Annotated in this window: 19 protein-coding genes and 5 tRNA genes; 13 read left to right on the top strand and 11 right to left on the bottom strand. The window is 71.6% G+C overall.

The window, feature by feature from the left end; genetic code table 11:
• Positions 1–22: 22 nt before the first annotated feature.
• Positions 23–1,192, bottom strand: coding sequence for a Cmx/CmrA family chloramphenicol efflux MFS transporter (locus ACGF5T_RS23835; RefSeq protein WP_366767337.1), 1,170 nt, complete (start codon positions 1,190–1,192; stop codon positions 23–25).
• 182 nt (positions 1,193–1,374) lie between these two features.
• Positions 1,375–2,307: a DMT family transporter gene (locus tag ACGF5T_RS23840; RefSeq protein ID WP_356610561.1), complete on the bottom strand. Its 933-nt coding sequence runs from the start codon at positions 2,305–2,307 to the stop codon at positions 1,375–1,377.
• A 77-nt stretch (positions 2,308–2,384) separates the two neighbouring features.
• Between ACGF5T_RS23840 and ACGF5T_RS23845 the strand changes: the two genes are divergently transcribed.
• Positions 2,385–3,038, top strand: coding sequence for a helix-turn-helix domain-containing protein (locus ACGF5T_RS23845; RefSeq protein ID WP_366767338.1), 654 nt, complete (start codon positions 2,385–2,387; stop codon positions 3,036–3,038).
• A gap of 196 nt (positions 3,039–3,234) precedes the next feature.
• On the opposite strand, the gene ACGF5T_RS23850 is transcribed toward ACGF5T_RS23845, so the two are convergent.
• On the bottom strand, positions 3,235–3,792 hold the full coding sequence (locus tag ACGF5T_RS23850) for a YceI family protein (RefSeq protein WP_356610527.1): 558 nt from the start codon (positions 3,790–3,792) through the stop codon (positions 3,235–3,237).
• A 179-nt stretch (positions 3,793–3,971) separates the two neighbouring features.
• Between ACGF5T_RS23850 and ACGF5T_RS23855 the strand changes: the two genes are divergently transcribed.
• The 3 genes from ACGF5T_RS23855 to ACGF5T_RS23865 all read left to right on the top strand — a co-directional run bounded on the left by ACGF5T_RS23855 (position 3,972) and on the right by ACGF5T_RS23865 (position 8,318).
• Positions 3,972–6,341: a polysaccharide lyase 8 family protein gene (locus ACGF5T_RS23855; RefSeq protein WP_366767358.1), complete on the top strand. Its 2,370-nt coding sequence runs from the start codon at positions 3,972–3,974 to the stop codon at positions 6,339–6,341.
• A gap of 154 nt (positions 6,342–6,495) precedes the next feature.
• Positions 6,496–8,103 carry an acyl-CoA carboxylase subunit beta gene (locus ACGF5T_RS23860; RefSeq protein ID WP_366767339.1) on the top strand — a complete coding sequence of 536 codons (1,608 nt, stop codon included), beginning with the start codon at positions 6,496–6,498 and terminating at the stop codon, positions 8,101–8,103.
• Between the two features lie 17 nt (positions 8,104–8,120).
• Positions 8,121–8,318 (top strand): acyl-CoA carboxylase epsilon subunit, encoded by a 198-nt coding sequence (locus ACGF5T_RS23865; protein ID WP_356610529.1) that lies wholly within the window; start codon positions 8,121–8,123, stop codon positions 8,316–8,318.
• 180 nt (positions 8,319–8,498) lie between these two features.
• On the opposite strand, the gene ACGF5T_RS23870 is transcribed toward ACGF5T_RS23865, so the two are convergent.
• The 8 genes from ACGF5T_RS23870 to ACGF5T_RS23905 all read right to left on the bottom strand — a co-directional run bounded on the left by ACGF5T_RS23870 (position 8,499) and on the right by ACGF5T_RS23905 (position 19,302).
• On the bottom strand, positions 8,499–9,080 hold the full coding sequence (locus tag ACGF5T_RS23870; protein ID WP_009314218.1) for an ATP/GTP-binding protein: 582 nt from the start codon (positions 9,078–9,080) through the stop codon (positions 8,499–8,501).
• Positions 9,061–9,633 (bottom strand): DUF742 domain-containing protein, encoded by a 573-nt coding sequence (locus ACGF5T_RS23875; RefSeq protein ID WP_053137547.1) that lies wholly within the window; start codon positions 9,631–9,633, stop codon positions 9,061–9,063. The genes ACGF5T_RS23870 and ACGF5T_RS23875 overlap by 20 nt, the downstream gene beginning before the upstream one ends.
• 94 nt (positions 9,634–9,727) lie before the next feature.
• A complete protein-coding gene (locus ACGF5T_RS23880; RefSeq protein WP_004983065.1) occupies positions 9,728–10,141 on the bottom strand; it encodes a roadblock/LC7 domain-containing protein in 414 nt (137 codons plus the stop codon).
• 10 nt (positions 10,142–10,151) lie between these two features.
• Positions 10,152–13,424, bottom strand: coding sequence for a nitrate- and nitrite sensing domain-containing protein (locus tag ACGF5T_RS23885; RefSeq protein WP_356610530.1), 3,273 nt, complete (start codon positions 13,422–13,424; stop codon positions 10,152–10,154).
• Positions 13,425–13,826: 402 nt separating this feature from the next.
• Positions 13,827–14,402, bottom strand: coding sequence for an ATP/GTP-binding protein (locus tag ACGF5T_RS23890; RefSeq protein WP_003973455.1), 576 nt, complete (start codon positions 14,400–14,402; stop codon positions 13,827–13,829).
• Positions 14,383–14,781 carry a DUF742 domain-containing protein gene (locus ACGF5T_RS23895; RefSeq protein WP_003973454.1) on the bottom strand — a complete coding sequence of 133 codons (399 nt, stop codon included), beginning with the start codon at positions 14,779–14,781 and terminating at the stop codon, positions 14,383–14,385. Before ACGF5T_RS23895 ends, ACGF5T_RS23890 begins: the two co-directional genes overlap by 20 nt.
• A gap of 111 nt (positions 14,782–14,892) precedes the next feature.
• On the bottom strand, positions 14,893–15,306 hold the full coding sequence (locus ACGF5T_RS23900) for a roadblock/LC7 domain-containing protein (RefSeq protein WP_003973453.1): 414 nt from the start codon (positions 15,304–15,306) through the stop codon (positions 14,893–14,895).
• A gap of 9 nt (positions 15,307–15,315) precedes the next feature.
• The gene (locus tag ACGF5T_RS23905; RefSeq protein ID WP_361013032.1) at positions 15,316–19,302 is read right to left on the bottom strand and encodes a nitrate- and nitrite sensing domain-containing protein; all 3,987 of its coding nucleotides are present in this window, start codon (positions 19,300–19,302) and stop codon (positions 15,316–15,318) included.
• Between the two features lie 603 nt (positions 19,303–19,905).
• On the opposite strand from ACGF5T_RS23905, the gene ACGF5T_RS23910 reads away from it, so the two are divergent.
• The 9 genes from ACGF5T_RS23910 to ACGF5T_RS23950 all read left to right on the top strand — a co-directional run bounded on the left by ACGF5T_RS23910 (position 19,906) and on the right by ACGF5T_RS23950 (position 23,978).
• A complete protein-coding gene (locus ACGF5T_RS23910; RefSeq protein WP_356610565.1) occupies positions 19,906–20,094 on the top strand; it encodes a hypothetical protein in 189 nt (62 codons plus the stop codon).
• A gap of 170 nt (positions 20,095–20,264) precedes the next feature.
• Positions 20,265–21,050: a fumarylacetoacetate hydrolase family protein gene (locus tag ACGF5T_RS23915; protein ID WP_356610532.1), complete on the top strand. Its 786-nt coding sequence runs from the start codon at positions 20,265–20,267 to the stop codon at positions 21,048–21,050.
• Positions 21,043–22,527, top strand: a complete 1,485-nt coding sequence (gene gltX, locus ACGF5T_RS23920) for a glutamate--tRNA ligase (RefSeq protein WP_356610533.1) — start codon at positions 21,043–21,045, stop codon at positions 22,525–22,527. The genes ACGF5T_RS23915 and gltX overlap by 8 nt, the downstream gene beginning before the upstream one ends.
• A gap of 98 nt (positions 22,528–22,625) precedes the next feature.
• A complete protein-coding gene (locus ACGF5T_RS23925) occupies positions 22,626–23,360 on the top strand; it encodes an HAD family hydrolase (RefSeq protein ID WP_356610534.1) in 735 nt (244 codons plus the stop codon).
• Between the two features lie 91 nt (positions 23,361–23,451).
• Positions 23,452–23,523 (top strand) — tRNA-Gln (locus tag ACGF5T_RS23930).
• A gap of 39 nt (positions 23,524–23,562) precedes the next feature.
• A tRNA-Glu gene (locus ACGF5T_RS23935) sits at positions 23,563–23,635 on the top strand.
• Between the two features lie 62 nt (positions 23,636–23,697).
• Positions 23,698–23,770: transfer RNA gene (locus tag ACGF5T_RS23940), tRNA-Glu, on the top strand.
• 20 nt (positions 23,771–23,790) lie between these two features.
• Positions 23,791–23,862 (top strand) — tRNA-Gln (locus ACGF5T_RS23945).
• 43 nt (positions 23,863–23,905) lie between these two features.
• Positions 23,906–23,978, top strand: a tRNA-Glu gene (locus tag ACGF5T_RS23950).
• Positions 23,979–24,017: the final 39 nt, after the last annotated feature.

Raw genomic sequence — 24,017 nt, forward strand, 5'->3', positions numbered from 1 at the left:
TGCGGCCACCGCCCGCCCGAGGTCAGCCCCGCACCGTCCGCCACGCGCGGGCGGCCGGGGCGACCGACACCGCGAGGGCGAGGACGAGGGCGCCGGTGACCAGCCCCGCGCTGACCCACACCGGCGACCGGTACCCGAACCCCGCGCCTATCGCCGCGCCCCCGGCCCAGGGACCCAGCGCCGCGCCCACGTTGAACGCGGCCGTCGCGAAGCCCCCGGCCAGCGTGGGGGCGTCCGGCGCCGCGTACAGCGCCTGGGAGATCAGCGTGGAACCGACCCCGAAGGACAGGGCGCCCAGCAGGAACACGAGCCCGAGCGCCACAGCGGGGCTCCCGGCGCCGAGCGCGAGCGCGCACCACCCGGCGCACAGTGCGGCGCCGCCCGCCGTCAGCACCCGCACCGGATGCCGGTCGGCGAACCGCCCGCCGACGGTCACCCCGAGGAAGGACCCCGCGCCGAACAGCGCCAGCACCCCGGGCACCCACCCGCCGTCCAGCCCGCCGACCTCGGTGGCCAGCGGCGCCAGGTAGGTGAACGTGCAGAAGGTCGCCCCGTTGACCAGCGCGGCCAGCAGCAACGTGAGCCGCAGCCGGGGAGCGCGCAGCGCCCTCAGCTCGCCCCGCAGCGGGGGAGGCGTGGCCTCGGCGGCGCCGCCCGGCACCGACCGGGCCACCGCCACCACCGCGGGCACCGCCAGCAGCGCCACCGCCCAGAACGCGGAGCGCCAGCCCCACACCTGGCCGAGCAGCGCCCCCGCGGGCACCCCGATCACGCAGGCCAGGGTGACCCCGCCCAGCAGGGTGGACGTGGCCCGGCCCTTGGCCCCGGGCTCGGCCAGGTCGGCGGCGGTCACCAGGGCGACGGCCAGGAACCCGGCGTTGGCCAGGGCTCCGACCACCCGGGTGGCGAGCAGCACCTGGAAGCTGCCGGTGAGGGCACCGACGACATGGACGGCGAGGAAGACGCAGAGGAAGCCCAGCAGGGCGCCCCGCCGCGACCACCGCCTGCCGAGGGCCGCCATCAGCGGCGCCCCGACGACCATCCCCACCGCGAAGGCCGAGGTCAGCGCCCCGGCCGCAGGCACGGTGACCTGAAGATCCCTTGCGATGTCCGGCACCAGCCCGGACAGCATGAACTCGGAGGTTCCCTGGGCGAACACGGCAAGGCCCAGGAGAAGAAGAGCGAACGGCATGAAGGAACTCCGCACCCGGAAGTCGACATCGATCACGACACGGCGGACGGCCGTCCGGTGGCGGTGCGACGACGAGGACCCGGGTACGCGCGAGGCGCGTCCCTCAGCCCGGCATCACGAGCGGCCACCGGAGGACCGGTGGCCGGAGTCTGTCGGCTTCGGGGCTGTTCACACCGGGCAGGTTAGCGCTTCCCGGCGCGGGCCACGACCGGATAATCGGCCGCGGACCGGGTGGCCCGGGTCCCGGACGGGGTGCGCCCGCGGCGCACGACGACGACCGCCGCGAGGCCGACGGCCAGACCCAGGGCGGTCTGCACGCCGAAGGGCTCGCCGAACATCAGGGCGCCCCACACGGCCGTCACCGGAGCCATGAGGAACATGAGGGTGTTGACCTCGGTGATGCCGGACCGGCGCAGGATCAGCCAGTACAGCCCGTAGCCGCCGAAGGTGGGCAGCACCACGAGCCAGGCGGTCGCCAGCCAGAACGAGGAGTCGGCGGGCGGGGCGGCCGCACCCAGGCCGCCCGCCAGGCCGGAGAAGAGGACGGCGCTGGTCACGCAGTGGATCGTCAGCGCCACCCGGGGCTCGGCCGGCGCGGGGGAGCGGCCCTCCAGGAAGGTGGCCGCCACCAGGGACAGCATGCCGAGGAAGGGCACGCCGTAGGCCCACCAGGCCACGTCCGCGCCCGCCGCCGCGGCGTCGGCCACCGTCACCGTGGCGACACCGGCCAGCCCCAGCCACAGACCCAGCCACTGCCGGCGCGAGACGTACTGCCGCAGCAGGGGACCGGCGAGCGCACCGGCGACGAGCGGCTGGACGCCGTCGATCAGGGCGGTGGTGCCGCTGGAGACGCCGAGCTGGATGGCGTAGTAGACGCTGAGGAGGTAGCCGCTCTGCGACAGCGCGCCGATGACGACCTGCCGGCCGGCCTCCCTGCGGGTCAGCCCGCGCCACGCCCCTCGCGACAGGGCCGCGACGGCCACGAGGACCAGGGCCAGCGGTACGAAGCGCCACATCAGGAGCGTGGACACGTCCGCCGTCCCCGCGCCGAGCTTGGCGCCGATGAAGCCGGAGCTCCAGCACAGTACGAAGGCGAGCGAGAGCAGGACGTTCACGTCGACCACATCCCGTAGTAGACAGATCGGTTTACTGGCCTCGGGTGCCCACTATACAGATCGGTATACTCGGGAGCATGGAGCCCGTGGAGAAGCCGCACCGCATCCGGATGACGCCCGGCGCGCGCCGAGTCCTCGAAGCCGCCGAGCGGCTGTTCTACGAGCGCGGCATCCACGCCGTGGGCGTGGACCTCATCGCCGCCGAGGCGGGGGTCACCAAGAAGACGCTGTACGACCGGTTCGGCTCCAAGGAGCAGCTCGTCGTGGAGTACCTGGCCGGGCGCGACGAGCGCTGGCGCGGGCTCCTCGCCGGGCGCCTGGAGGCGGCGGCGGGAGAGGGGCCGGCCGCCCGGGTCCTGGCCGTCTTCGAGGCCTCCCGCGCATGGGCGGACCGGTACGGGCAGAGGGGGTGCAGCATGATCAACGCCCGGGCGGAGATCAGCGACCCCGCCCATCCGGCGAACCTGGTCATCGCCGGTCAGAAGAGGTGGATGCTCGACCTGTTCACCCGTCTCGTCCGGGACGTCGACGCGGCCGGCGCCGCCGACGGGACGGACGCCGACGCGGCCGGCGCCGACCGGCTGGCGCGCACGCTGATGCTGCTGCACGAGGGCGCCCTGGTCGTGCACGGGCTGGGGGTCCTCGCCGACCCCTTCGGGCGCGCCCTCGACCAGGCACGGGAACTGCTGCGGAATCGGGGGGCGGCGGGGCGGGGCGCGCCACTGAGGTGAGCCCGTGCCTTCGCGCCGCGCCCTCGTGGTCATCGACCTGCAGCACGCCAGGGTCACACCACCTCGCGGCGGGGTGCGGCGGACGCCCCCGACCTGGTGCCGGCCGACCGGTCGATCGCCCGGTGGGACGCCGTCCACCGTGCGATGGCCCGGCCCGGTAGGCGTGTCCGGGTCCGGGCCACCGTCGACGGGGAACTCACGCCTGCTTGATCGCCGAGATGTCGAAGGTCAGCTTGATCTTGTCGGACACCAGGACGCCGCCCGTCTCCAGCGCCGCGTTCCAGGTGAGGCCCCACTCGGAGCGCTTGATCTCCGCCTTGCCCTCGAAGCCGACGCGCTCGTTGCCGAACGGGTCCTTCGCGGCGCCGTTGAACTCCAGGTCGATGGTGAGGGGCCTGGTGGTGCCGAGGATCGTGAGGTCGCCGGTGATCCGGTAGTCGTCGCCGCCGAGGGCCTGCGCCGCGGTGGAGCGGAAGGTCATCTTCGGGAACTCGTCGGTCTTGAAGAAGTCCGCGCTCTTGAGGTGGCCGTCGCGATCGGGGGCCCCGGTGTCAATGCTGTCCATCGTGATGTCGAGGGACGCCGTGGAGCGGGACGGGTCGGACCCGTCCAGGTGCAGCGTGCCGCTGAAGTCGAGGAACTTGCCCTTGACGTTGGTGACCATGGCGTGGCGCGCCGTGAAGCCGATCGTCGTGTGGGCGGGGTCGATCGTGTACTCGCCGGTCAGGGTGGCGAGGTTCGGGGTCGTGGTCATGGTGTCCTCCTGGGAACGGCCGGTCGGGGGACCGGCGCCTTATGTTGAATGTTCAACCACTCCAACGGTGTCGACTCTAGACCTATTCCGTCCAGCCATCAACGGGTACGCGCGGACGGCACCCGAACGGCCGCCTGGAGGTCGCCTGAGGCGCCCCGTGGTGGGGAAAGGTCATGAGCATGACCTCCCTGTGGCCGCATGCCCACCGCACCGGCGCCGCCGGACCGTCCCGCCGCACCTTCCTGCTCGCGGCCGCCGCGGCCGCCGCACTCACCCCGGCCCTCGGTGCTCCCGCACTCGGCGCACCCGCCCCCACCGCCGCCGACCCCTACGAGGCCCTCCGCCTGCGCTGGCTCGGCATCGCCCTCGGCACCGGCTACGACCCGGGCGCCGCACCGTACGCCTCCCGGTTGGCGGAGACGGGCGCACACGCCCGCGCCCACCGTGCCGCCATGGCGCCCACCCCCACCTCCCTGTGGCCCGGCCACCCCTTCGACCCGCCCGCCGGGATCACTTTCGCGTACGGCCGGCTGTGGACCATGGCCCAGGCGTACCTCCTGCCGGGCACCGGCTCCACCGGCGACGCGGGCCTCCTCGCCGACGTCCTGCGCGGACTCGACCACCTCTCCGCCACCGTCTACCACCCGGGCACCACCCGCTACGGCAACTGGTGGGAGTGGCAGATCGGCAGCCCCCGTCTCCTGATGGACATCACGGCCGCCCTCCACGACCACCTCGGCACCGACCGCGTCGAGGCCGCCTGCGCCGCCGTCGACCACTTCGTCCCCGACGCGATGCTCGGCGACTACTCCGGCACCTCCACCGGCGCCAACCGGGTCGACCTCTGCCGCTCCGTGGCCCTGCGCGGCATCCTGGGCCGGGCCCCCGCGAAGATCGCCCTGGCCCGCGACGCCCTCTCGCCGGTCTTCCCCCACGTGACCGAGGGCGACGGCCTCTACGCCGACGGGTCGTTCGTCCAGCACACCTGGGTCGCCTACTCGGGGACGTACGGCCAGGTCATGCTGGACGGACTCGGCCGGCTGTTCACCCTGCTCGCCGGGTCGCCGTGGGAGGTGACGGATCCCGGCAGGCAGATCATCCTCGACAGCGTCGAACGGGCCTACGCCCCCCTGATCCACGACGGGTTGGTCATGGACAGCGTCAACGGGCGGGCGATCAGCCGGGGTTACCTCCAGAGCGACGACCTGCACGTGATGCGCAGCGACCACTTCCACGGCCAGCAGCTCATCGCGGCCATGGCTCTCCTCGCGGGCGGTGCGAGCGACGCCGAACGCGAGCGCTGGCACGCGCGGATCAAGGGCTGGATCGCACGGGACACCGTCACCCCCGTCCTCACGGCACCCCAGTTCCCCGTGGCCGACCTGGCCCGCCTGCACGCGATCGCCGACGCGCCCGTCGAGGCCGCGCCCGAGCCCACCGGGCACCACCTCTTCGCGGCGATGGACCGCGCCGTCCACCGCAGCCCCGCCTTCACCGCGAGCCTCGCCATGGCGAGCGACCGCATCGCCCACTACGAGTGCGGCAACGGCGAGAACCCCCGCGGCTGGCACACCGGCGCGGGACAGCTCACCTGGTGGGCGAACGGCACCCGGTCGGACCAGTACACGGACTGGTTCTGGCCCACCGTCGACTGGTACCGCCTGCCGGGGACCACCGTCTCCACCCGGCGGCTGCCCGACCGCGCGGGCGGCGAATGGGGCGCGCCCAAGCCCGACGTGCGCTGGGTGGGCGGCACCACCGACGGCACCTACGCGGCCGTCGGCCAGCACCTCAAGGGCCTCGGCTCGACCCTCGAAGCGCGCAAGTCCTGGTTCTTCCTCGACGACGAGGTGGTCTGCCTCGGCGCCGGCATCACCTGCGCCGACGGCGTCCCGGTCGAGACGGTCGTCGACAACCGCAACCTGGGTCAGGACGGCACCCAGGCCCTCGTCCGCGGCCGGAACTGGGCGCACCTGGAGGGCCACGGCGGCTGGATCGTGCCCGAGGGCGAGCTGCGGACCCTGCGCGAGGACCGCACCGGCGCCTGGTCCGACATCAACAGCACCAGCACCACCGAGCGCCGCACCCGCCGCTGGCAGACCCTCTGGCTGGACCACGGCACCGACCCGGTCGACGCCGGCTACGTCTACGTCGTCATGCCGGGCGCCTCGCGCCGGACCGTCGCCCGACGGGCCGCCGACCGCCACCGGCTCCGGGTCCTCGCCAACGACGGCCGCTGCCAGGCGGTCGCCGTTCCCCCGCTCGGCCTCACGGCCGCCACCTTCTGGGAGGCCGGCACGGCCGGCCCGCTCACCGCGACGGCGGGCGCGAGCGTCCTCGTCCGGCGCCGGGGCCGCACCGCCACCCTCTGCGTGAGCGAACCGCCGCGCACCGGCGAGCCCCTGGAGATCGTGTGGGACCATCCGGCGGGAGCGGTGGTACGGGCCGACAGCACGGTCGAGATCGTGGCGACCGGCCGCCGACTGCACCTCCGCGTCACTCCAGGGGTGGTATGCGACACCCATGAATGTGAGGTGACTCTCAGCTGACGGCTTTGTGTGACCCCTACAAGCCGGAACCCCCCTGAGCAGTCGAAACGGCTGCACGCCGTAGGGGTTCTGTTCGGTGCTACCAGGAAAACGCGTCGGAGACTGTACGGAGTCGACGGCTGGCATTCCTTGGTCGACTTCGTAGAGTCGCTACATGACCGTTTTGGATGAGGCGCCGGGTGAGTCGACGAGCGTGCCGGCGGACGAGCCGACGGACGCGCGCGGGCGAGTGGCCGAACTGCACGAGATCCGTGCGCAGGCACTGGCCGGACCGAGCGAGAAGGCGACGGCGGCGCAGCACGCCAAGGGCAAGCTGACCGCGCGGGAGCGCATCGAGCTCCTCCTCGACGCCGGTTCCTTCCGGGAGGTCGAGCAGCTGCGCCGGCACCGGGCGACCGGGTTCGGGCTGGAGGCGAAGAAACCGTACACCGACGGTGTCATCACCGGCTGGGGCACGGTCGAGGGCCGCACCGTCTTCGTCTACGCGCACGACTTCAGGATCTTCGGCGGTGCGCTGGGCGAGGCCCACGCCACGAAGATCCACAAGATCATGGACATGGCCATCGCGGCCGGTGCGCCGCTGGTCTCCCTCAACGACGGCGCCGGCGCCCGCATCCAGGAGGGCGTCTCCGCCCTCGCCGGCTACGGCGGCATCTTCCAGCGCAACACCCGCGCCTCGGGCGTCATCCCGCAGATCAGCGTGATGCTGGGCCCGTGCGCGGGCGGCGCGGCCTACAGCCCGGCGCTGACGGACTTCGTGTTCATGGTCCGCGACACCTCGCAGATGTTCATCACCGGCCCCGACGTGGTCAAGGCCGTCACCGGTGAGGAGATCACGCAGAACGGCCTGGGCGGCGCCGACGTGCACGCCGAGACCAGCGGCGTGGCGCACTTCGCCTACGACGACGAGGAGACCTGCCTCGCCGAGGTCCGCTACCTGCTGTCCCTGCTCCCGCAGAACAACCGGGAGAACCCGCCCCGCAACGAGGCCTCCGACCCCGCCGACCGGCGCGGCGACACCCTCCTCGACCTGGTCCCCGCGGACGGCAACCGCCCGTACGACATGGCCAAGGTCATCGAGGAGATCGTCGACGACGGCGAGTACCTGGAGGTCCACGAGCGCTGGGCCCGCAACATCATCTGCGCCCTGGCCCGCCTCGACGGGCAGGTCGTCGGCATCGTCGCCAACCAGCCGCAGGCCCTGGCGGGCGTCCTGGACATCGAGGCGTCCGAGAAGGCCGCCCGCTTCGTGCAGATGTGCGACGCCTTCAACATCCCGATCGTCACCCTTCTGGACGTACCCGGCTTCCTGCCGGGTGTCGACCAGGAGCACGGCGGCATCATCCGCCACGGCGCCAAGCTGCTGTACGCGTACTGCAACGCCACCGTGCCCCGCATCTCCCTCATCCTGCGCAAGGCGTACGGGGGTGCTTACATCGTCATGGACAGCCAGTCGATCGGCGCCGACCTGACCTACGCCTGGCCGACCAACGAGATCGCGGTGATGGGTGCCGAGGGCGCGGCCAACGTCATCTTCCGCCGCCAGATCGCCGAGGCCGAGGACCCCGAGGCCATGCGGGCCCGCATGGTCAAGGAGTACAAGGCCGAGCTGATGCACCCCTACTACGCGGCCGAGCGCGGCCTGGTCGACGACGTCATCGACCCCGCCGAGACCCGCGAGGTGCTCATCAGGTCCCTGGCGATGCTGCAGACCAAGCACGCCGACCTGCCCTCCCGCAAGCACGGCAACCCGCCGCAGTGACCCGAGGAGCCACGTCCATGTCCACTGCCGACATCCGCGTCGAGAAGGGCCACGCCGAGCCCGAGGAAGTCGCCGCCATCACGGCCCTCCTCCTGGCCCGCGCCGCCGCCCGCCCCGTCGAGATCACCCCCACCCACGGCGGCGGCCGCGTCCGCGCCGGCTGGCGCCGCCTGGAACGCGAGCCGGGCTTCCGCGCCCCGCACAGCTGGCGCTGACCCCGAGACACACGCCGAGGCCCCCTCCACTGAGGAGGGGGCCTTCGCGTGTGAACCGGGGGCCGGACAGCGCACTCAGGGGCGCGGGGAACTGCGCGACCGGCCACGCCCCACCCGCACCCGGCAACGAAACAGCCCCCGGCAGCCCAGTGGCCGCAGGGGGCGTGTCGCCACCCGGCGCTAGCGCAGGCGCGCCATGAGCGCGTGCTCGACCAGCGTGATCAGCGCGCTCTTCGCGTCGGCGCGGTGCCGCGCGTCCGTCGTGATGATCGGGGTGTCCGGCCCGATCTGCAGCGCCTCGCGGACCTCGTCCGGGTTGTACGGCTGCTGGCCGTCGAAGCCGTTGAGGGCGATGACGAACGGCAGACCGGAGTTCTCGAAGTAGTCGACGGCGGGGAAGCAGTCGGCGAGCCGCCTCGTGTCGACCAGCACGATCGCACCGATGGCGCCGCGCACCAGGTCGTCCCACATGAACCAGAAACGGTCCTGGCCGGGTGTACCGAAGAGGTACAGGATCAGGTCCTGGTCGAGCGTGATGCGTCCGAAGTCCATGGCGACCGTCGTGGTCGTCTTGTCCCCCGTGTGGGTGAGGTCGTCGATGCCCGCGGACGCGGATGTCATCACGGCCTCGGTGCGCAGCGGGTTGATCTCCGAGACAGCGCCGACGAACGTGGTCTTGCCCACGCCGAAGCCGCCCGCCACCACGATCTTCGCGGATGTGGTGGAGCGGGAAGGACCGCCGCTAGAGCTTGCGAAGTCCACTGAGCACCCTTTCGAGCAGTGTCACGTCTGGCTGGCCGCCGGCGTTCTCGTCGCCGCCGGGCTGATGGATGGCGACCAGTCCCGCCTCCGCCAAGTCGGCGACGAGGATCCTGGCCACGCCGAGAGGGATCGTCAGGAGGGCCGAGACCTCGGCCACCGACTTGATCTCCCGGCAGAGGTTGCAGATCCGCTGATGCTCGGGCAGTTGGCCCTGCATCTGGTGCGGCTGCGCGGTGGTGTGCACCAGTGCCTCGATGGCGAGCTGGTACCGGGGCCTGGTGCGGCCGCCCGTCATGGCGTACGGGCGCACCAGGGGGTTGTTCGACGCCCCGGCGGGCGCCGGCTCAGGGGTGCGGCGCTGGGGCTGCACGGGCTGGATGCGCGGAGCGTGCGGCTGGTCGTACGGCGAAGGGCCGGGGCCCTGCGGTGCGTAGGGCTGCCGGTGGCTCGGTACGGAGGGGTAGCCGTATCCGTTCGCCGAGCCGTCGTTCTGGCCCTGGCCAGGGCCGTACGACCAGTTGCCCGATGACGGACCGCCTGGGGGTGTTGCCACTTTTTCCTCCTCCGACTGTGCCTGGCATCCATCACTGTGGAGCCGCGTCCCGAAACTTTACGGCCACGGGACGCCAAAACGCACCGTCTGTCCTTTAGTTGAGAAGGCTCCCTTGGAGCTCCGCCCGGAGATCGGGCGTCAGAACCGTGCCGGCACGGTCCACCAGAAGGGCCATCTCGTACCCAATGAGACCGATGTCCGCCTCCGGGTGTGCGAGAACCGCGAGGGACGAACCGTCGGAGATGGACATGATGAACAGGAATCCCCGCTCCATCTCCACAACCGTCTGGTTCACGCTGCCGCCCTCGAAGATGCGCGAGGCACCGGCGGTCAGCGAGGTCAGACCGGAGGCGACGGCCGCGAGCTGGTCGGCGCGATCGCGCGGGAATCCCTCGGACATCGCCAGAAGGAGTCCGTCGGCGGAGACCACCACCGTGTGGGACACCCCCGGGGTGTTGTCCACGAAGTTGGTGATCAACCAGTTCAGGTTCTGTGCCGCCTGGCTCATCGGGCTCACACTAACGCTCCTGGTTGTAGGTGCTGTCAGGACCACGGTGTTCATTCCTTGTGTCCTGGCCGTTCGTTTCACTGCCTGCGCTGCGGCCCCGTTCGACGCCGCGCCGCAGGTTGCTCAGCCTGCCCCGGACGTCCTCCGGGGCGCGGGAGACCTGCGGGCCTCCCTGTGGAGTGGTTTCGGCGGCGCCCTCGACCAGGTTGGCCTTGGGTACCCGCCGTGGCAGACCCGAGGAGGTCACCCCGCCCGCCTTGGGCCTGCGCAGCGCCGAGGCCTGCTGCCAGCGGTCGTCGTTGGCCGACCGCCAGGAGTCCTCGCCGCCGGCCTGCGGCGCGGTGGCCGGCGCCTCGTGGTCCACGTGCCCGGCCTTGCCCGCGCCGCTCGCGGTGGATCCGCGGCGGGGGAGACCGGCGTCGGTCATGTCGTGAGCGGCGGAGGGAGCCGGGCCCGGACGGTCGAAGCCTACGCGGTCCGCCTCGTTCACGTCAGCGGCCTGCGCGGATTCCGTCTCCGGGGCACCCGTGGGGTACTGGTCCGGATAACCGTTCCGGTAACCGTCCTGCTGGGGCCAGTCGTCGCTGTGACGCCGCTGTTCGAAGGCCGAGTAGGTCTCCGGGGCGCCGGGACCGGCCGGCTGGTGGCCGCCCGGGACCGGCTCCGCGTAGGAGGCGCCGGTGTAGCCGCCGTCGGACGGGTAGCCCTCGCCCTGCGGCGCCTGGCCGTTCGGCGCGTAGTACTGCTCGTCGTACGCCTGCTGCTGCGGCTCCTGGTACGCCGCCTGCTGCTGGTCGGCGTAGCCGGACGGCTGCTCGTACGCGCCGGTCTGCTGCTCCTGGTACTCGCCCTGGCCGTAGCCGGGCTGCTGACCGGTGAACTGGTCCTGGTAGCCGCCGGTCCCGTTCCCGTCGCGGCCGCCGTGGTCCGCCGGACCGGGCAGCTCGGGGTGCGACTGGGCCTCCAGGGCCGCACGGCGCTCCTCGCGCATCAGGGAGCGGCCGACCGGGTCCAGCTCGCGGATGTCGTCGGGGACCTCGGTGTACCGGCTGTCGTCGAAGCCCAGCTCGGCGGCGGTCCGCATGGGCTGACCGACCTGGCCGAAGTTCTCGCCCTGGAAGTTCTGCTCCGGGATGATCTGGGAGACGGTGAACTCGTCGCGCGGCTGCGTCTCGCCACCGCCACCGTGGGTGATGGCGTCCGGGAGCATGACCAGCGAGGTGGTGCCCGCCTGCTCCCCGGAGGGGCGCAGCTGGACGCGGATGCCGTGCCGGTCGGACAGCCGGCCGACCACGAACAGGCCCATGCGCTGCGAGATCGCGGCGTCCACGGTCGGCGGGTTGGCCAGCTTGTGGTTGATGTCCGCGAAGTCCTCGGCGGTCAGGCCGATGCCCTTGTCGTGGATCTCGACCATCACGCGGCCGTCGGGCAGCCGGGTCGCGGTGACGCGGACCTTGGTCTGCGGGGAGGAGAACGTGGTGGCGTTCTCCAGCAGCTCGGCGAGCAGGTGCACGAGGTCGGTCACCGCGCGGCCGTGGATCTCGGCCTCGGGGACGCCGGACAGCTCGATGCGCTCGTACTGCTCCACCTCGGAGGAGGCGGCGCGCAGCACGTCGACCAGCGGGACCGGCTGGTCCCAGCGGCGGCCGGGCTCCTCGCCGGCGAGGACCAGGAGGTTCTCGCCGTTGCGGCGCATGCGGGTGGCGAGGTGGTCCAGCCGGAAGAGGTTCTCCAGCTGGTCGGGGTCGGCCTCGTTGTTCTCCAGCTCGGTGATCAGGGTCAGCTGGCCCTCGATCAGCGACTGGTTGCGGCGCGAGAGGTTGGTGAAGATCGCGTTGATGTTGCCCCGCAGCAGGGCCTGCTCGGAGGCGAGCCGGACGGCCTCGCGGTGCACCTGGTCGAAGGCCCGGGCCACTTCGCCGATCTCGTCGGTGGAGGTGATCGGGATCGGCGCCACCCGGGTGTCGACCCGGCCCGGGTCGGTGCGGGAGAGCTGGTCGACCAGCATCGGCAGGCGCTGCTCGGCGATGCCGAAGGCGGCGTTGCGCAGCTGGCGCATGGCGCGGCTCATCTGGCGGGCCACCATGCCGGCCAGGATGAACGCGGCGAGCAGCGCGACGACGACAGCGGCACCCGTGATGTAGGCGGCCTGCTCGGCGTCGTCGGCGATGGTCGACGCCTCGGACACCGCCTTGTCGGCGAGGTCGGACTCGATCTTGCCGTAGGCGTCGAACTTGAGGGTGTTGACCGCCCACCAGTTCTCCGGCGTGATGCCCTGCTGGGCCAGCTCGGCCCGCGCGCCGGTGTCCGTGGTGTCCAGCTGGGCCACTTCCGAGATCATCGTCGTCGGATTGGTCGGCGGCGGCACGTAGTCCGGGTCCTTGGCCTTGGCCTCCTTGGCCAGGGCCGCGCCGTCCTCCTTCAGCTGCGCCTCGGCGTCCTCGAGCTTCTGCGCGTCCGCCTCGGTACCGCCGCCGATGTACTCCTCGATGGCGATGCGCTCGAGGTAGGCGTACGAGGAGAGGGCGACGCGCTGGCTGGCGAGGTGGCTCGGGTCCGGCCCCGGCTTGACCAGCATGTGCATGCCGATGGAGCGCTGCAGCGAGAGCGCGGCCTTGGTCAGGGAGATCGCGTAGACGGTACGGCCGTAGGAGGTGATGTTGCCGGTGCCCAGACCGAGTTCGTTGGCGAACTCCATCAGGGGGTGGGCGATCCCGGTGTAGCCCTCCTCGGTCTCCACGCCCTTGAGCTTGGAGGTGTACGCGGCCACGCGGAGCGTCTGGAGCTTGGGCTCCTGCTCGCGGAACACCTTCAGCCGGCGTTCCAGACCCGCCTTGCCGGGCATGGCCTGGGCCGCCTCGTCGAAGGCGTCGGCCGCCTGGTCGGTCGCGCGGCGGGCCTGGGTGACGCCGGCGTCCTTCTCGCCCTTGCCCTGGAGCAGGGGGGCCGCCGTCAGGTCACGCTCGTTGTAGAGGGCGTTGGCATAGCTCAGCGAGGCCCGGACCAGGCGCGCGGTGCTCTCGGCGTCCTCGGCGTCCGACCAGGTGTCGATCGAGCTCTTCACCTGGAAGCCGCCCATGACGAGGCCGACCAGCACGGGTATGAGCAGGATCGCGTTCAGCCGGGTGGTCACGCGCCAGTTGCGCGGCGAGAAACGGCCACCGCTCGGGGCGGGCTCGGCCTTGGCTTCCGCAGCGGGCACGGGGGCGGGCGCCGCTGCGCGCGGCGGCGGGGTGAAGTTGCCCCGGGCCGATGGCTCGGGACTGTTCTTGCTTCGCCTCACTCGACCAACAACCTCTCGGCGGTCGGCACCTACGTCGTGCCGCTGTGTCTCAGAGCCCAGTCCGTCATCGAGTACGTGCTACTGCTGAGTACGTCTTTGACCATTGGGCAGTTCCGGCATTCCAGCACGCGGACCTGCGCTCTTCCAAACAGTGGAACGCGGGGGTTACACGTGATGTAAGCCCCAGATAAAACGGTCAAAAAGAGCGAGGGACGCCAAAAGGCGGGGCGTTCGTGAGCACAGCGAGACGGGATGTGCGCTACGCGTGGCGGTACCACCCGATTCCTCTGCCGAAACGTTATGAACGGCGGAGCCGACCGTGTCAAAGGACACAGTCGGCTCCGACCCGCCTACGACAACTGCCGTAGATCATTGCCGACTTGGTTGCGACCGTCGCCGGGCCTACCGCAGACGTGCCATGAGCGCGTGCTCGACCAGCGTGATCAGCGCGCTCTTCGCGTCGGCGCGGTGCCGGGCGTCCGTCGTGATGATCGGGGTGTCCGGCCCGATCTGCAGCGCCTCGCGGACCTCGTCCGGGGAGTACGGCTGCTGGCCGTCGAAGCCGTTGAGGGCGACGACGAACGGCAGACCGGAGTTCTCGAAGTAGTCCACCGCGGGGAAGCAGTCGGCGAGCCGGCGGGTGTCGCACAGCACGACCGCGCCGATGGCGCCGCGCACCAGGTCGTCCCACATGAACCAGAAACGGTCCTGGCCGGGCGTGCCGAACAGGTACAGGATCAGGTCCTGGTCGAGCGTGATGCGTCCGAAGTCCATGGCGACCGTCGTGGTCGTCTTGTCCCCGGCGTGCGTGAGGTCGTCGATCCCCGCGCTGGCCGAGGTCATCACGGCCTCGGTGCGCAGCGGGTTGATCTCGGAGACGGCGCCCACGAACGTGGTCTTGCCGACACCGAAGCCGCCGGCCACCACGATCTTCGCGGAGGTGGTCGCCCGACCCCCGTCAGAGCTTTCGAAGTCCACTGAGCACCCTTTCGAGCAGTGTCACGTCCGGTGCACCGCCGTTGTTCTCGTCGCCGCCCGGCTGGTGGATGGCGACGAGCCCTGCCTCCGCGAGGTCCGCGACCAGGATCCGGGCCACGCCCAGCGGCATCGCCAGCAGGGCCGACACCTCCGCCACCGACTTCACCTCGCGGCACAGGTGGCAGATGCGCTGGTGCTCGGGAAGGAGCCCCATGAGCGCTGCCGGATCGGCCGTGGTGCTGATCAGCGCCTCGATGGCGAGCTGGTAGCGCGGCCGTGTCCGGCCACCGGTCATCGCGTACGGACGTACCAGCGGCTGGTCGCCCTCGTCCTCGTACGGCTCCGCGTACGGATCATGAGAGGCGGTGGGCGGGGTCATGAATCCTCCGGGCGGGACAGCAGGTCGGTCAGTCGTGCCGTCTGAAGAGGCCGGTGGGGGGATTGTGGCGGCCGGACGGTGATTTGGTAACACGGGTGGTGCCGGGGCCGATCAGTGGAGCAGACTGCCTTGTAGTTCAGCGCGCAGGTCGGGCGTGAGCACCGCCCCCGCGCGGTCGACCAGGAGCGCCATCTCGTAGCCGACGAGGCCGATGTCGCACTCCGGGTGAGCGAGAACGGCCAGGGACGAGCCGTCCGAGACGGACATGAGGAAGAGGAACCCGCGTTCCATCTCCACGACCGTCTGTGCCACGTTGCCGCCCTCGAAGATCCGGGACGCCCCGGCGGTCAGCGAGGTCAGACCGGAGGCGACGGCCGCGAGCTGGTCGGCGCGGTCGCGCGGGAAGCCCTCCGACATCGCCAGGAGGAGTCCGTCGGCGGACACGACGACGGTGTGGGACACCCCCGGGGTGTTGTCCACGAAATTCGTGATCAACCAGTTGAGGTTCTGTGCCGCCTGGCTCATCGGGCTCAACTAACGCTCCTGCTGGTGAGTGGGCCGCGGGTAGCTGCCGGTCTGGTTGGTACCGGCCTGACGGCCCTGTGCGATTCCCCGACGGAGATTGGTCAGCCGGCCGCGTACCTCGTCGGGCGCACGCGATACCTGCGGACCGTTCTGGTGCGACTGCTGCTGAGCCGTGCCCGGGACCAGGTTGGCCCGGGGCACCCGGCGCGGCAGGCCGGAGGTGGTGATACCGCCCGCGGCGGGCTGCCGCACGCGCTCGGCCTGCCGGACGAGGTCGTCGTTCGGCGAGCTGCGCCAGGCGGAGGTGGCGGGCCGCTGGGGGGCCGCCGGGGTCTGGGGCTGGGCCGCCTGCGGCTCCGGGGCCGCGGCCGGGGCGCTCTGCTGCGCCCTCGCCTCGCGGTCCCCGTGGAACCAGTTGGTCTCCAGCGTGTCGTACAGCGGGGTACGGCCGTCGCCGGGACCGGAGGCCGGGGGCAGGGCCCAACCGTCACCGGGCCGCTGGGCGGCGGTTCCGTTGGCGGTGCCGCCGTTGCCGCCCGCGGGCTCCTGGTGGCCGGGACGCTGCTGCGGGGCCGGCGGACGCGGGGCGCCGAAGTCGTTGCCGCCGCGCGCGCCGTTGACCTGCGGGCGGTCGAACTGGCCGGTGGGGGCCGGGTTCTGCCGCTCCGGCAGCCGGTGCTGCCCGGTCGAGCCGTCGTTCCCGTCGTTCGGGTTCGGGTTCTGGGCGCCGGGGAACCGGCCGGTCGAGGCCGGGTCGTTCGGGCCCGCCTGACCGGGCTGGGTGCCGAAGACGTCCGAGCGGACGAACGCCCCGCCGTTCTGCTGCGGAGCGGCCTGCTCGGGCCGCGCGAACTGGTCGTCGCGCGAGGCGTTCCCGCCGCCCTGTCCGTACTGGTCCCGGCCGTACTGCTCCTGGGGGTACTGGTCCCGGCCGTACTGCTCCTGGCCGTACTGCTCCTGACCGTACTGCTCCTGGCCGTACTGACCCTGTGCGGGCCGGGAGAACAGGCTGTTGTCGTGCTGCTGCTGCTCGGCCCGGCGCGGGGCCGGGGCGTCGAAGTCCGGGCGGGCGAACTCGGCCGTGGCCGCGGGGCCCTGCGCCTCGCCGAGCGCGGGGACCGCGGGCATCTCGGTGGTGGCGCCGGGACCCTGACGGTCGTCGTAGCGCGGAGTCCGGTCCGTACGGGAGCTGTCCGGCTCCTCGTGGCCGCGCGGGGCGTCCAGCGAGGCACGGGGCACGGAAGGCTGCGCGTTCTCGTCGCTCCAGCTCGGCGTGCGGGGCTGCGGGGTGCCGCCGGGCAGCTCGGCCCGCGGACCGCCGCGCGGCGGCAGCTGCGGACGGCGACCCTGATCGGCGTCGCCCTTCCCGTTGCCGCGGCGCTTGCCGCGCTGCGCGGGCGCCGACGGACCGCGTCCGCCGCCGAAGGCGTCCTGGCCCTGCGGGTTGCCCTGCGGAGCCGAGCCCTGCGGCGCGTTGGCACCGGCGGCCTGCAGGCCCTGCGGCGCACCGGGCGCCTGACCGGCGCCGGCCGGAGCCGGGCGGTTCTGCTGGTGGGGCCCCGCCGGGGCCTGCGGCCCGCGCGGCCCGCCCGGGTGGGAGCCGGCGTCGCGTCCGGGCAGCGCGGCCCGCGGACCCTGTGCGGCACCGAGCCGGCCGCCGCCCGGCGCACCGGCACCGAGGGCACCGCCGCCACCGAACGCGCCGCCCCCGAGAGCGCCACCGCCCTGACCGCCACCGCCCTGGCCACCACCGCGCCGGGCCGCCGCGACACCGGCCGCCGCCTGGGCCGCGGCCGGGCCGCCGCCCGAGGGGCCCTGACCGGGCTTGGGCTGCGGCTTGCGGCCGCCCTGGGCGACATCGACGGGCAGCATGACCAGCGCGGTCGTGCCACCGGAGTCGGACGGGCGCAGCTGGATGCGGATGCCGTGGCGCTGCGAGAGCCGGCCGACCACGAACAGACCCATGCGGCGGGAGACCGAGACGTCCACGGTCGGCGGCGAGGCCAGCCGCTCGTTGATCGCGGCGAGGTCCTCGGGGGAGAGGCCGATGCCGGTGTCGTGGATCTCGATCAGCACCCGGCCGTCGGGCAGCGCGTGACCGGTGACCTTGACCTTGGTCTGCGGGGAGGAGAACGAGGTCGCGTTCTCCAGCAGCTCGGCGAGCAGGTGCACGAGGTCGTTGACCACGCGGCCGGCGACCTCGGTGGTCGGCACGGAGGCCAGCTCGATGCGCTCGTACTGCTCCACCTCGGAGGCGGCGGCACGGAGCACGTCGACCAGCGGCACCGGCCGGGTCCAGCGCCGGCCCGGCTCCTCACCGGCGAGGACGAGGAGGTTCTCACCGTTACGGCGCATGCGCGTCGCGAGGTGGTCGAGCTTGAACAGCGAGGACAGCTGGTCCGGGTCGGCCTCGCGGGACTCCAGTTCGGAGATGAGCGAGAGCTGACGCTGGATGAGGCCCTGGGAGCGGCGCGAGAGGTTGGTGAACATCGCGTTGACGTTGCCCCGCAGCAGGGCCTGCTCGGCGGCGAGGCGGACCGCCTCGCGGTGCACGTCGTCGAAGGCCGCGGCCACGCGGCCGATCTCGTCCCGGGAGTGCACGCCGACCGACTCCACCGAGGTGTCGACGTCCTGCGGGTCGGTCTCGGAGAGCTGCTTGACGAGCTCGGGCAGGCGGTCCTGGGCGACCCTGGTCGCGGTGTCCTCCAGGCGGCGCAGCGAGCGGATCATGGACCGCGCCACGACGAAGGCGCCGACCAGCGAGACACCGAGCACGAGCAGGATGATCACACCGGAGATGATCGCCTCGCGCTCGGACTCGCTGCGCAGCTCGCGGGCCTGCTGCTCCATGTCCTCCAGCAGCTTGAGCTCGATGTTCTTCATCTGCTGGATCTTGGTGGAGCTGTCGTCCAGCCAGTCCTGGTACGAGCGGACCTTCAGGTCGTCCAGACCGTCGGCCCGGCCGAGCGCGCGGCCGGCGTACTGGTCGGAGGACTCGATCACCGGGTTGCCCTCGGAGATCGGCTTGAGGAGTTCCTCGGCGCCGTCGCCGTAGATGCTGGTGAAGCTGCGGACCTCGGAGGTCTGGCTCTGGAGGGCCGACTGGGCGTAGAGCCGGTCGTTCTCGGTGAGCTTGCCCTTGCTCGTGTTGTTCGCCGGGAGCGCGGCCGCGAGGACGGCGCGCTGGATGGAGGCGTACTCCTTGGCCGAGGAGAAGGCCGACAGGGCGCGCGTGCGCTGGATCATGTCGGGGTTGCTGGTCGCCTCCGCCATGTCCTGCGAGAGGTCGAGCAGGTGGGTGATCAGGCGGTGGTAGGCCTCGACGGTCTGGGTCGAGTTGTCCTTCGCCTGATAGGCGGTGCTGCGGATCTTGTTCAGGCCGTTGAGGTCGCTCGCGAGGCCGACGAGGCTGTCGCGGACGCCGACGAGGTTGCCGTCCTTGCTGGCGGCGTCGATCTCCTCGGAGTTGTCGAGGAAGTTCTTCAGGGCCCGGTCGGTCTTCTCCCGGTCGCCCTTGACGGCGATCGCGCTGGAGGTCGAACCGTGCGCCAGCGGACCGGCGGACTGGTCGCGCTCCTCCTGGAGAGCGGCGGCCAGCTCGGTGGCCTGCTTGGTCATCTCCGTCAGCAGCTTCATGTTGTCGAGCTGCTGGATGTCGTCCATCGACTGGCTGATACGCATCGCGCCCAGCGAGGTGGCCGCGACCACCGGGAGCGCGAGCAGCGACACCAGACGGGTCGAGATCCGCCAGTTGCGCAGGGCTATTCGCGGGCCGGGGCCGGTCGATGCCTTGGCCGGCTTCGCGGACGGCTGCTGACCGGACGCGGACGAGGCAGGCCGGCCGGGGCGTCCGGTGCCGTCCCCGCCGTCGCCGGACGGGGCCTGGCCCGGGCTCTGGGCGTGCTGGGGCGAGGAGCTGACGGCCTTGGGGCCAGTCCCGCCGTGCGGCTCCGGCTCCGCCGAAGCGCTGCCATCCCTCTTGAAACGTCCCTGCACTAGCGTCGCAACCTCTGGACCAGGCGCCCGGCCGCGTGAACGGCTGGGCACGGTGTCGGCGTCATAGGGGCGCCCTGAATTACGCCCCCGTGGTGGTCGTGAGTGACCGGCGCTGGTTCCCCCTTCTCGCCGCTGCTCGGCGCTGGTGTGCGCCCCCTGTGCACCGGCTCGATCCCGCAGCGGTCCGTGAGATTCCAGCACAGTGCCGGATCTCCAACAAGGCCCGTGAGCCAGGCCGTGACCTAGGTGACAGCACGTGAGGGTCGAGTCACCGGACGTAGAAAATGATCACCCGCAAATGGGGCGTATGCCCGCGAGTCGCCGAGGGCCGAAAGGTGTCCCAGTCGACATGATCAGGAGCGGAATGATGGGTTCAGAGGGGCAATGTCTGTTTCGTCAGGGTGTTACGCAAGCCGGAATTGACCGGTTTGACCCTTGATAAGTGAGCAAACTCACACGCAGATCACGCACCCCGCTCGGGTCGAGGGGGAATCGCATGTTTAGCCTGACGCTTTACAGAGAAGGCAAAACCGACAACCCGCGCCTTCGGAGGGCTTCTTGCGGCCCCCCGGGCGCCCGGACATGACAGGGTCTCGTTCAACCGTGAAGACGACGATGATGTTCCACAAGATCGCCAACCCGCGACGCACGACGCTGGCGCACCTCGCCGGCGCCGACGAGCTGCAGACGCCCCAGCAGCCGGAGCACGCCGTCGAGCTCCCCGCCCAGACCGCCAACCCCCGGCGCACCGTCCTGATGGAGATCCCCGTCGCGGCCTCCGCCGCACAGTAGTACGCCGTCCGGCCGCCGATCGTTCGGCCGGCCCCACGAGCACCCGGGCGCCCGCGCGCCGGACCGCCACCCCCGAGGACCACGGCAGGCGATGCGCGAGGCGCCCGCCCCGTGCCGCGTTAGCCTGGAGCGTCAGACTCCAGCCAGCTCAGCAAGGGGCCAAGCAACCCGTGCGCATCGCCAGGTTCTCCATCGACGGGAACGTCGCCTTCGGCGCGGTCGAGGGCGACCAGCCGGACCAGCTCGTCCTCGACATCATCAAGGGCATCCCGTTCGCGGACTTCGAGCTCTCCGGCACCAAGGTGCCCCTGAGCAAGGTGCGGCTCCTGCCGCCCGTCCTCCCCAACAAGGTCGTCGCCTTCGGCCGCAACTACGCCGAGCACGCCCGCGAACTCGGCAACGAGGTGCCCGACGCCCCGTTCGCCTTCTTCAAGCCGTCCACCTCGGTCATCGGGCACGGCGACGCCATCCAGTACCCCTCCTTCTCCGAGGAACTGCACCACGAGGCCGAGCTCGCCGTCGTCATCGGCCGCATGTGCCGCGAGGTCCCGCGCGACCGCGTCAAGGACGTGATCTTCGGCTACACCTGCGCCAACGACGTCACCGCCCGCGACGTGCAGCGGCGCGAGAAGCAGTGGGCCAGGGCCAAGGGCTTCGACTCCTCCTGCCCGCTGGGCCCCTGGGTGGAGACGGACCTCGACCTCGCCGCCGCGGCCGACCTGACCATCCAGCTCACGGTCAACGGCACCCAGCGCCAGCTCGGCCGCACCAGCGAGATGACCCACTCCATCGAGGACCTGATCGTCAACATCTCCGAGGCCATGACGCTGCTGCCCGGCGACGTGATCCTCACGGGCACCCCGGCCGGAGTCGGACCCCTGCACGTCGGCGACGAGGTCGCCGTCACCATCGAAGGCATCGGCACTCTCACCAACAAGGTTGTCAAGCGTGGCTAGCGCACCCACCCCAGCAGTCCGTGTCCGTTTCTGCCCCTCGCCCACCGGCAACCCCCACGTGGGCCTGGTCCGCACCGCCCTGTTCAACTGGGCCTTCGCCCGGCACCACCAGGGCACCCTGGTCTTCCGCATCGAGGACACCGACGCGGCCCGCGACTCCGAGGAGTCGTACCAGCAGCTCCTGGACTCGATGCGCTGGCTGGGCTTCGACTGGGACGAGGGCCCCGAGGTCGGCGGCCCGCACGCGCCGTACCGCCAGTCGCAGCGCATGGACATCTACAAGGACGTCGCCGCCAAGCTGCTCGACGCCGGCCACGCCTACCGCTGCTACTGCTCCCAGGAGGAGCTGGACACCCGCCGCGAGGCCGCCCGCGCCGCGGGCCGGCCCTCCGGCTACGACGGCCACTGCCGCGACCTGAGCGACGCCCAGGTCGAGGAGTACACGGCGCAGGGCCGCGAGCCGATCGTCCGCTTCCGGATGCCCGACGAGACCATCACCTTCACGGACCTCGTCCGCGGCGAACTGACCTTCACCCCGGAGAACGTCCCGGACTACGGCATCGTCCGCGCCAACGGCGCCCCCCTCTACACGCTGGTCAACCCGGTCGACGACGCGCTGATGGAGATCACCCACGTCCTGCGCGGCGAGGACCTGCTCTCCTCCACCCCGCGCCAGATCGCCCTGTACAAGGCGCTGACCGAGCTGGGGATCGCCAAGGAGACCCCCGCCTTCGGGCACCTGCCGTACGTCATGGGGGAGGGCAACAAGAAGCTCTCCAAGCGCGACCCGCAGTCGAGCCTGAACCTCTACCGGGAGCGCGGCTTCCTCCCCGAGGGCCTGCTCAACTACCTCTCCCTGCTCGGCTGGTCGCTCTCCGCCGACCAGGACATCTTCTCGATCGAGGAGATGGTCGCGGCCTTCGACGTCACCGACGTCAACCCCAACCCGGCCCGCTTCGACCTCAAGAAGTGCGAGGCGATCAACGCCGACCACATCCGCATGCTCGACGTGAAGGACTTCACCGAGCGCTGCCGCCCGTGGCTGAAGGCCCCCGTGGCCCCCTGGGCGCCGGAGGACTTCGACGAGGCCAAGTGGCAGGCGGTCGCCCCGCACGCGCAGACCCGCCTGAAGGTCCTCTCCGAGATCACGGACAACGTCGACTTCCTCTTCCTGCCGGAGCCGGTCACCGACGAGGCGAGCTGGGCGAAGGCCATGAAGGAGGGCTCGGACGCCCTGCTGCGCACCGCCCGCGAGAAGCTCGACGCGGCCGACTGGGCGTCCCCCGAGTCCCTCAAGGAGGCCGTCCTGGCCGCCGGCGAGGCCCACGGCCTCAAGCTCGGCAAGGCCCAGGCCCCCGTCCGCGTCGCCGTCACCGGGCGCACCGTAGGCCTGCCGCTCTTCGAGTCCCTGGAGGTCCTGGGCAAGGAGAAGGCGCTGACGCGGATCGACGCGGCGCTCGCGAGGCTGGCGGCCTGACGCCCGCACCCCGTGACAGGGGCGGCCCCCGGACCCCGGGCGCCGCCCCTTCGTCGTACCGGCGGACAGGCCCCCGGCCCGCGCGTTACCGTCGGATCATGAGCATCCGCGCCGTGGTCTGGGACGTCGACGACACCCTCTTCGACTACACCACCGCCGACCGCGAGGGCATGCGCGCCCACCTGGTGGCGGAGGGGCTGCTCGCCGGCCACGGCGGGGCCGAGGAGGCCCTCGTGCGCTGGCGGGAGATCACCGAGCAGCAGTGGGGCCGGTTCGCGGCCGGAGAAGTCGACTTCGTCACACAGCGGCGCGACCGCACCCGCGTCTTCCTGGGCCGGCCGGAGCTGACGGACGCCGAGGCCGACCACTGGTTCCAGCGCTACGTCACGCACTACGAGGCCGCCTGGTCCCTCTTCCCGGACGTCCTGCCCGTCCTCGACGCCCTCGCCGAGAGCCACCGGCACGCCGTGCTCTCCAACTCCAGCCTCGTCGTCCAGGACCGCAAGCTGCGCGTGCTCGGCGTCCACGACCGCTTCGAGGCCATCCTGTGCGCCGCTGAGCTGGGCGTCTCCAAGCCCGAGCCCGACGCCTTCCTGGCCGCGTGCGACGCGCTCGGCCTCCCGCCGCACGAGGTGGCCTACGTCGGAGACCACCCGGAGATCGACGGACGCGGCGCCGCTGACGCCGGGCTGCTCTCGGTGTGGATCGACCGCGGCGGTGTGTACGCGACCGTCGACCCGCCGACCGGCCCGCGCCGCATCGCCTCCCTCGCCGAACTCCCCGCCCTCCTCGGTGCCGATACTCGTTTTGGAGCCCCGTCCACCTTCGGGTAATGTTCTTCCTGCGCCGCCGGAGAGCGGGCCGAAAGGCCGGTAACCGGAAGCGTAAAGCTAGAACAGAGCCCCGCAAGGGCTTGCGTTCCAGTGGCCTATGGTGTAATTGGCAGCACGACTGATTCTGGTTCAGTTAGTCTTGGTTCGAGTCCAGGTAGGCCAGCTCGCAGAGCTCATCTGCGCCGCGGAGATCATCCGCAAAGCCCCCGTTGTGTAGCGGCCTAGCACGCTGCCCTCTCAAGGCAGTAGCGCCGGTTCGAATCCGGTCGGGGGTACAGATCCTTCCCGCGGGGACGGTCAGGGTAGCTCCCGCCGACCTCGATGCAGGATCGCTAGGGCCCCCGTTGTGTAGCGGCCTAGCACGCCGCCCTCTCAAGGCGGTAGCGCCGGTTCGAATCCGGTCGGGGGTACAAACTGGTCTAAACCACATTGGTCTATGGTGTAATTGGCAGCACGACTGATTCTGGTTCAGTTAGTCTAGGTTCGAGTCCTGGTAGACCAGCTCGGATCTGCGGCGCGCGGTATGCAGCGTCTGCAAGATCCTCGCCCCCGTTGTGTAGCGGCCTAGCACGCCGCCCTCTCAAGGCGGTAGCGCCGGTTCGAATCCGGTCGGGGGTACGAGTCCCAAGGGGGCTCCCGTTCACACGGGAGCCCCCT

Origin of the sequence: Streptomyces sp. NPDC047853 (assembly GCF_043204535.1) — a bacterium.
In the GTDB taxonomy this organism is placed as follows: Bacteria; Actinomycetota; Actinomycetes; order Streptomycetales; family Streptomycetaceae; genus Streptomyces.

Excerpts from the sequence above, each read along its gene's own strand:
- ACGF5T_RS23835 (WP_366767337.1), bottom strand. The coding sequence starts at position 1,192 with ATGCCGTTCGCTCTTCTTCTCCTGGGCCTTGCCGTGTTCGCCCAGGGA.
- ACGF5T_RS23845 (WP_366767338.1), top strand. The coding sequence starts at position 2,385 with ATGGAGCCCGTGGAGAAGCCGCACCGCATCCGGATGACGCCCGGCGCG.
- ACGF5T_RS23850 (WP_356610527.1), bottom strand. The coding sequence starts at position 3,792 with ATGACCACGACCCCGAACCTCGCCACCCTGACCGGCGAGTACACGATC.
- ACGF5T_RS23855 (WP_366767358.1), top strand. The coding sequence starts at position 3,972 with ATGACCTCCCTGTGGCCGCATGCCCACCGCACCGGCGCCGCCGGACCG.
- ACGF5T_RS23860 (WP_366767339.1), top strand. The coding sequence starts at position 6,496 with ATGACCGTTTTGGATGAGGCGCCGGGTGAGTCGACGAGCGTGCCGGCG.
- ACGF5T_RS23865 (WP_356610529.1), top strand. The coding sequence starts at position 8,121 with ATGTCCACTGCCGACATCCGCGTCGAGAAGGGCCACGCCGAGCCCGAG.
- ACGF5T_RS23880 (WP_004983065.1), bottom strand. The coding sequence starts at position 10,141 with ATGAGCCAGGCGGCACAGAACCTGAACTGGTTGATCACCAACTTCGTG.
- ACGF5T_RS23895 (WP_003973454.1), bottom strand. The coding sequence starts at position 14,781 with ATGACCCCGCCCACCGCCTCTCATGATCCGTACGCGGAGCCGTACGAG.
- ACGF5T_RS23900 (WP_003973453.1), bottom strand. The coding sequence starts at position 15,306 with ATGAGCCAGGCGGCACAGAACCTCAACTGGTTGATCACGAATTTCGTG.
- ACGF5T_RS23925 (WP_356610534.1), top strand. The coding sequence starts at position 22,626 with ATGAGCATCCGCGCCGTGGTCTGGGACGTCGACGACACCCTCTTCGAC.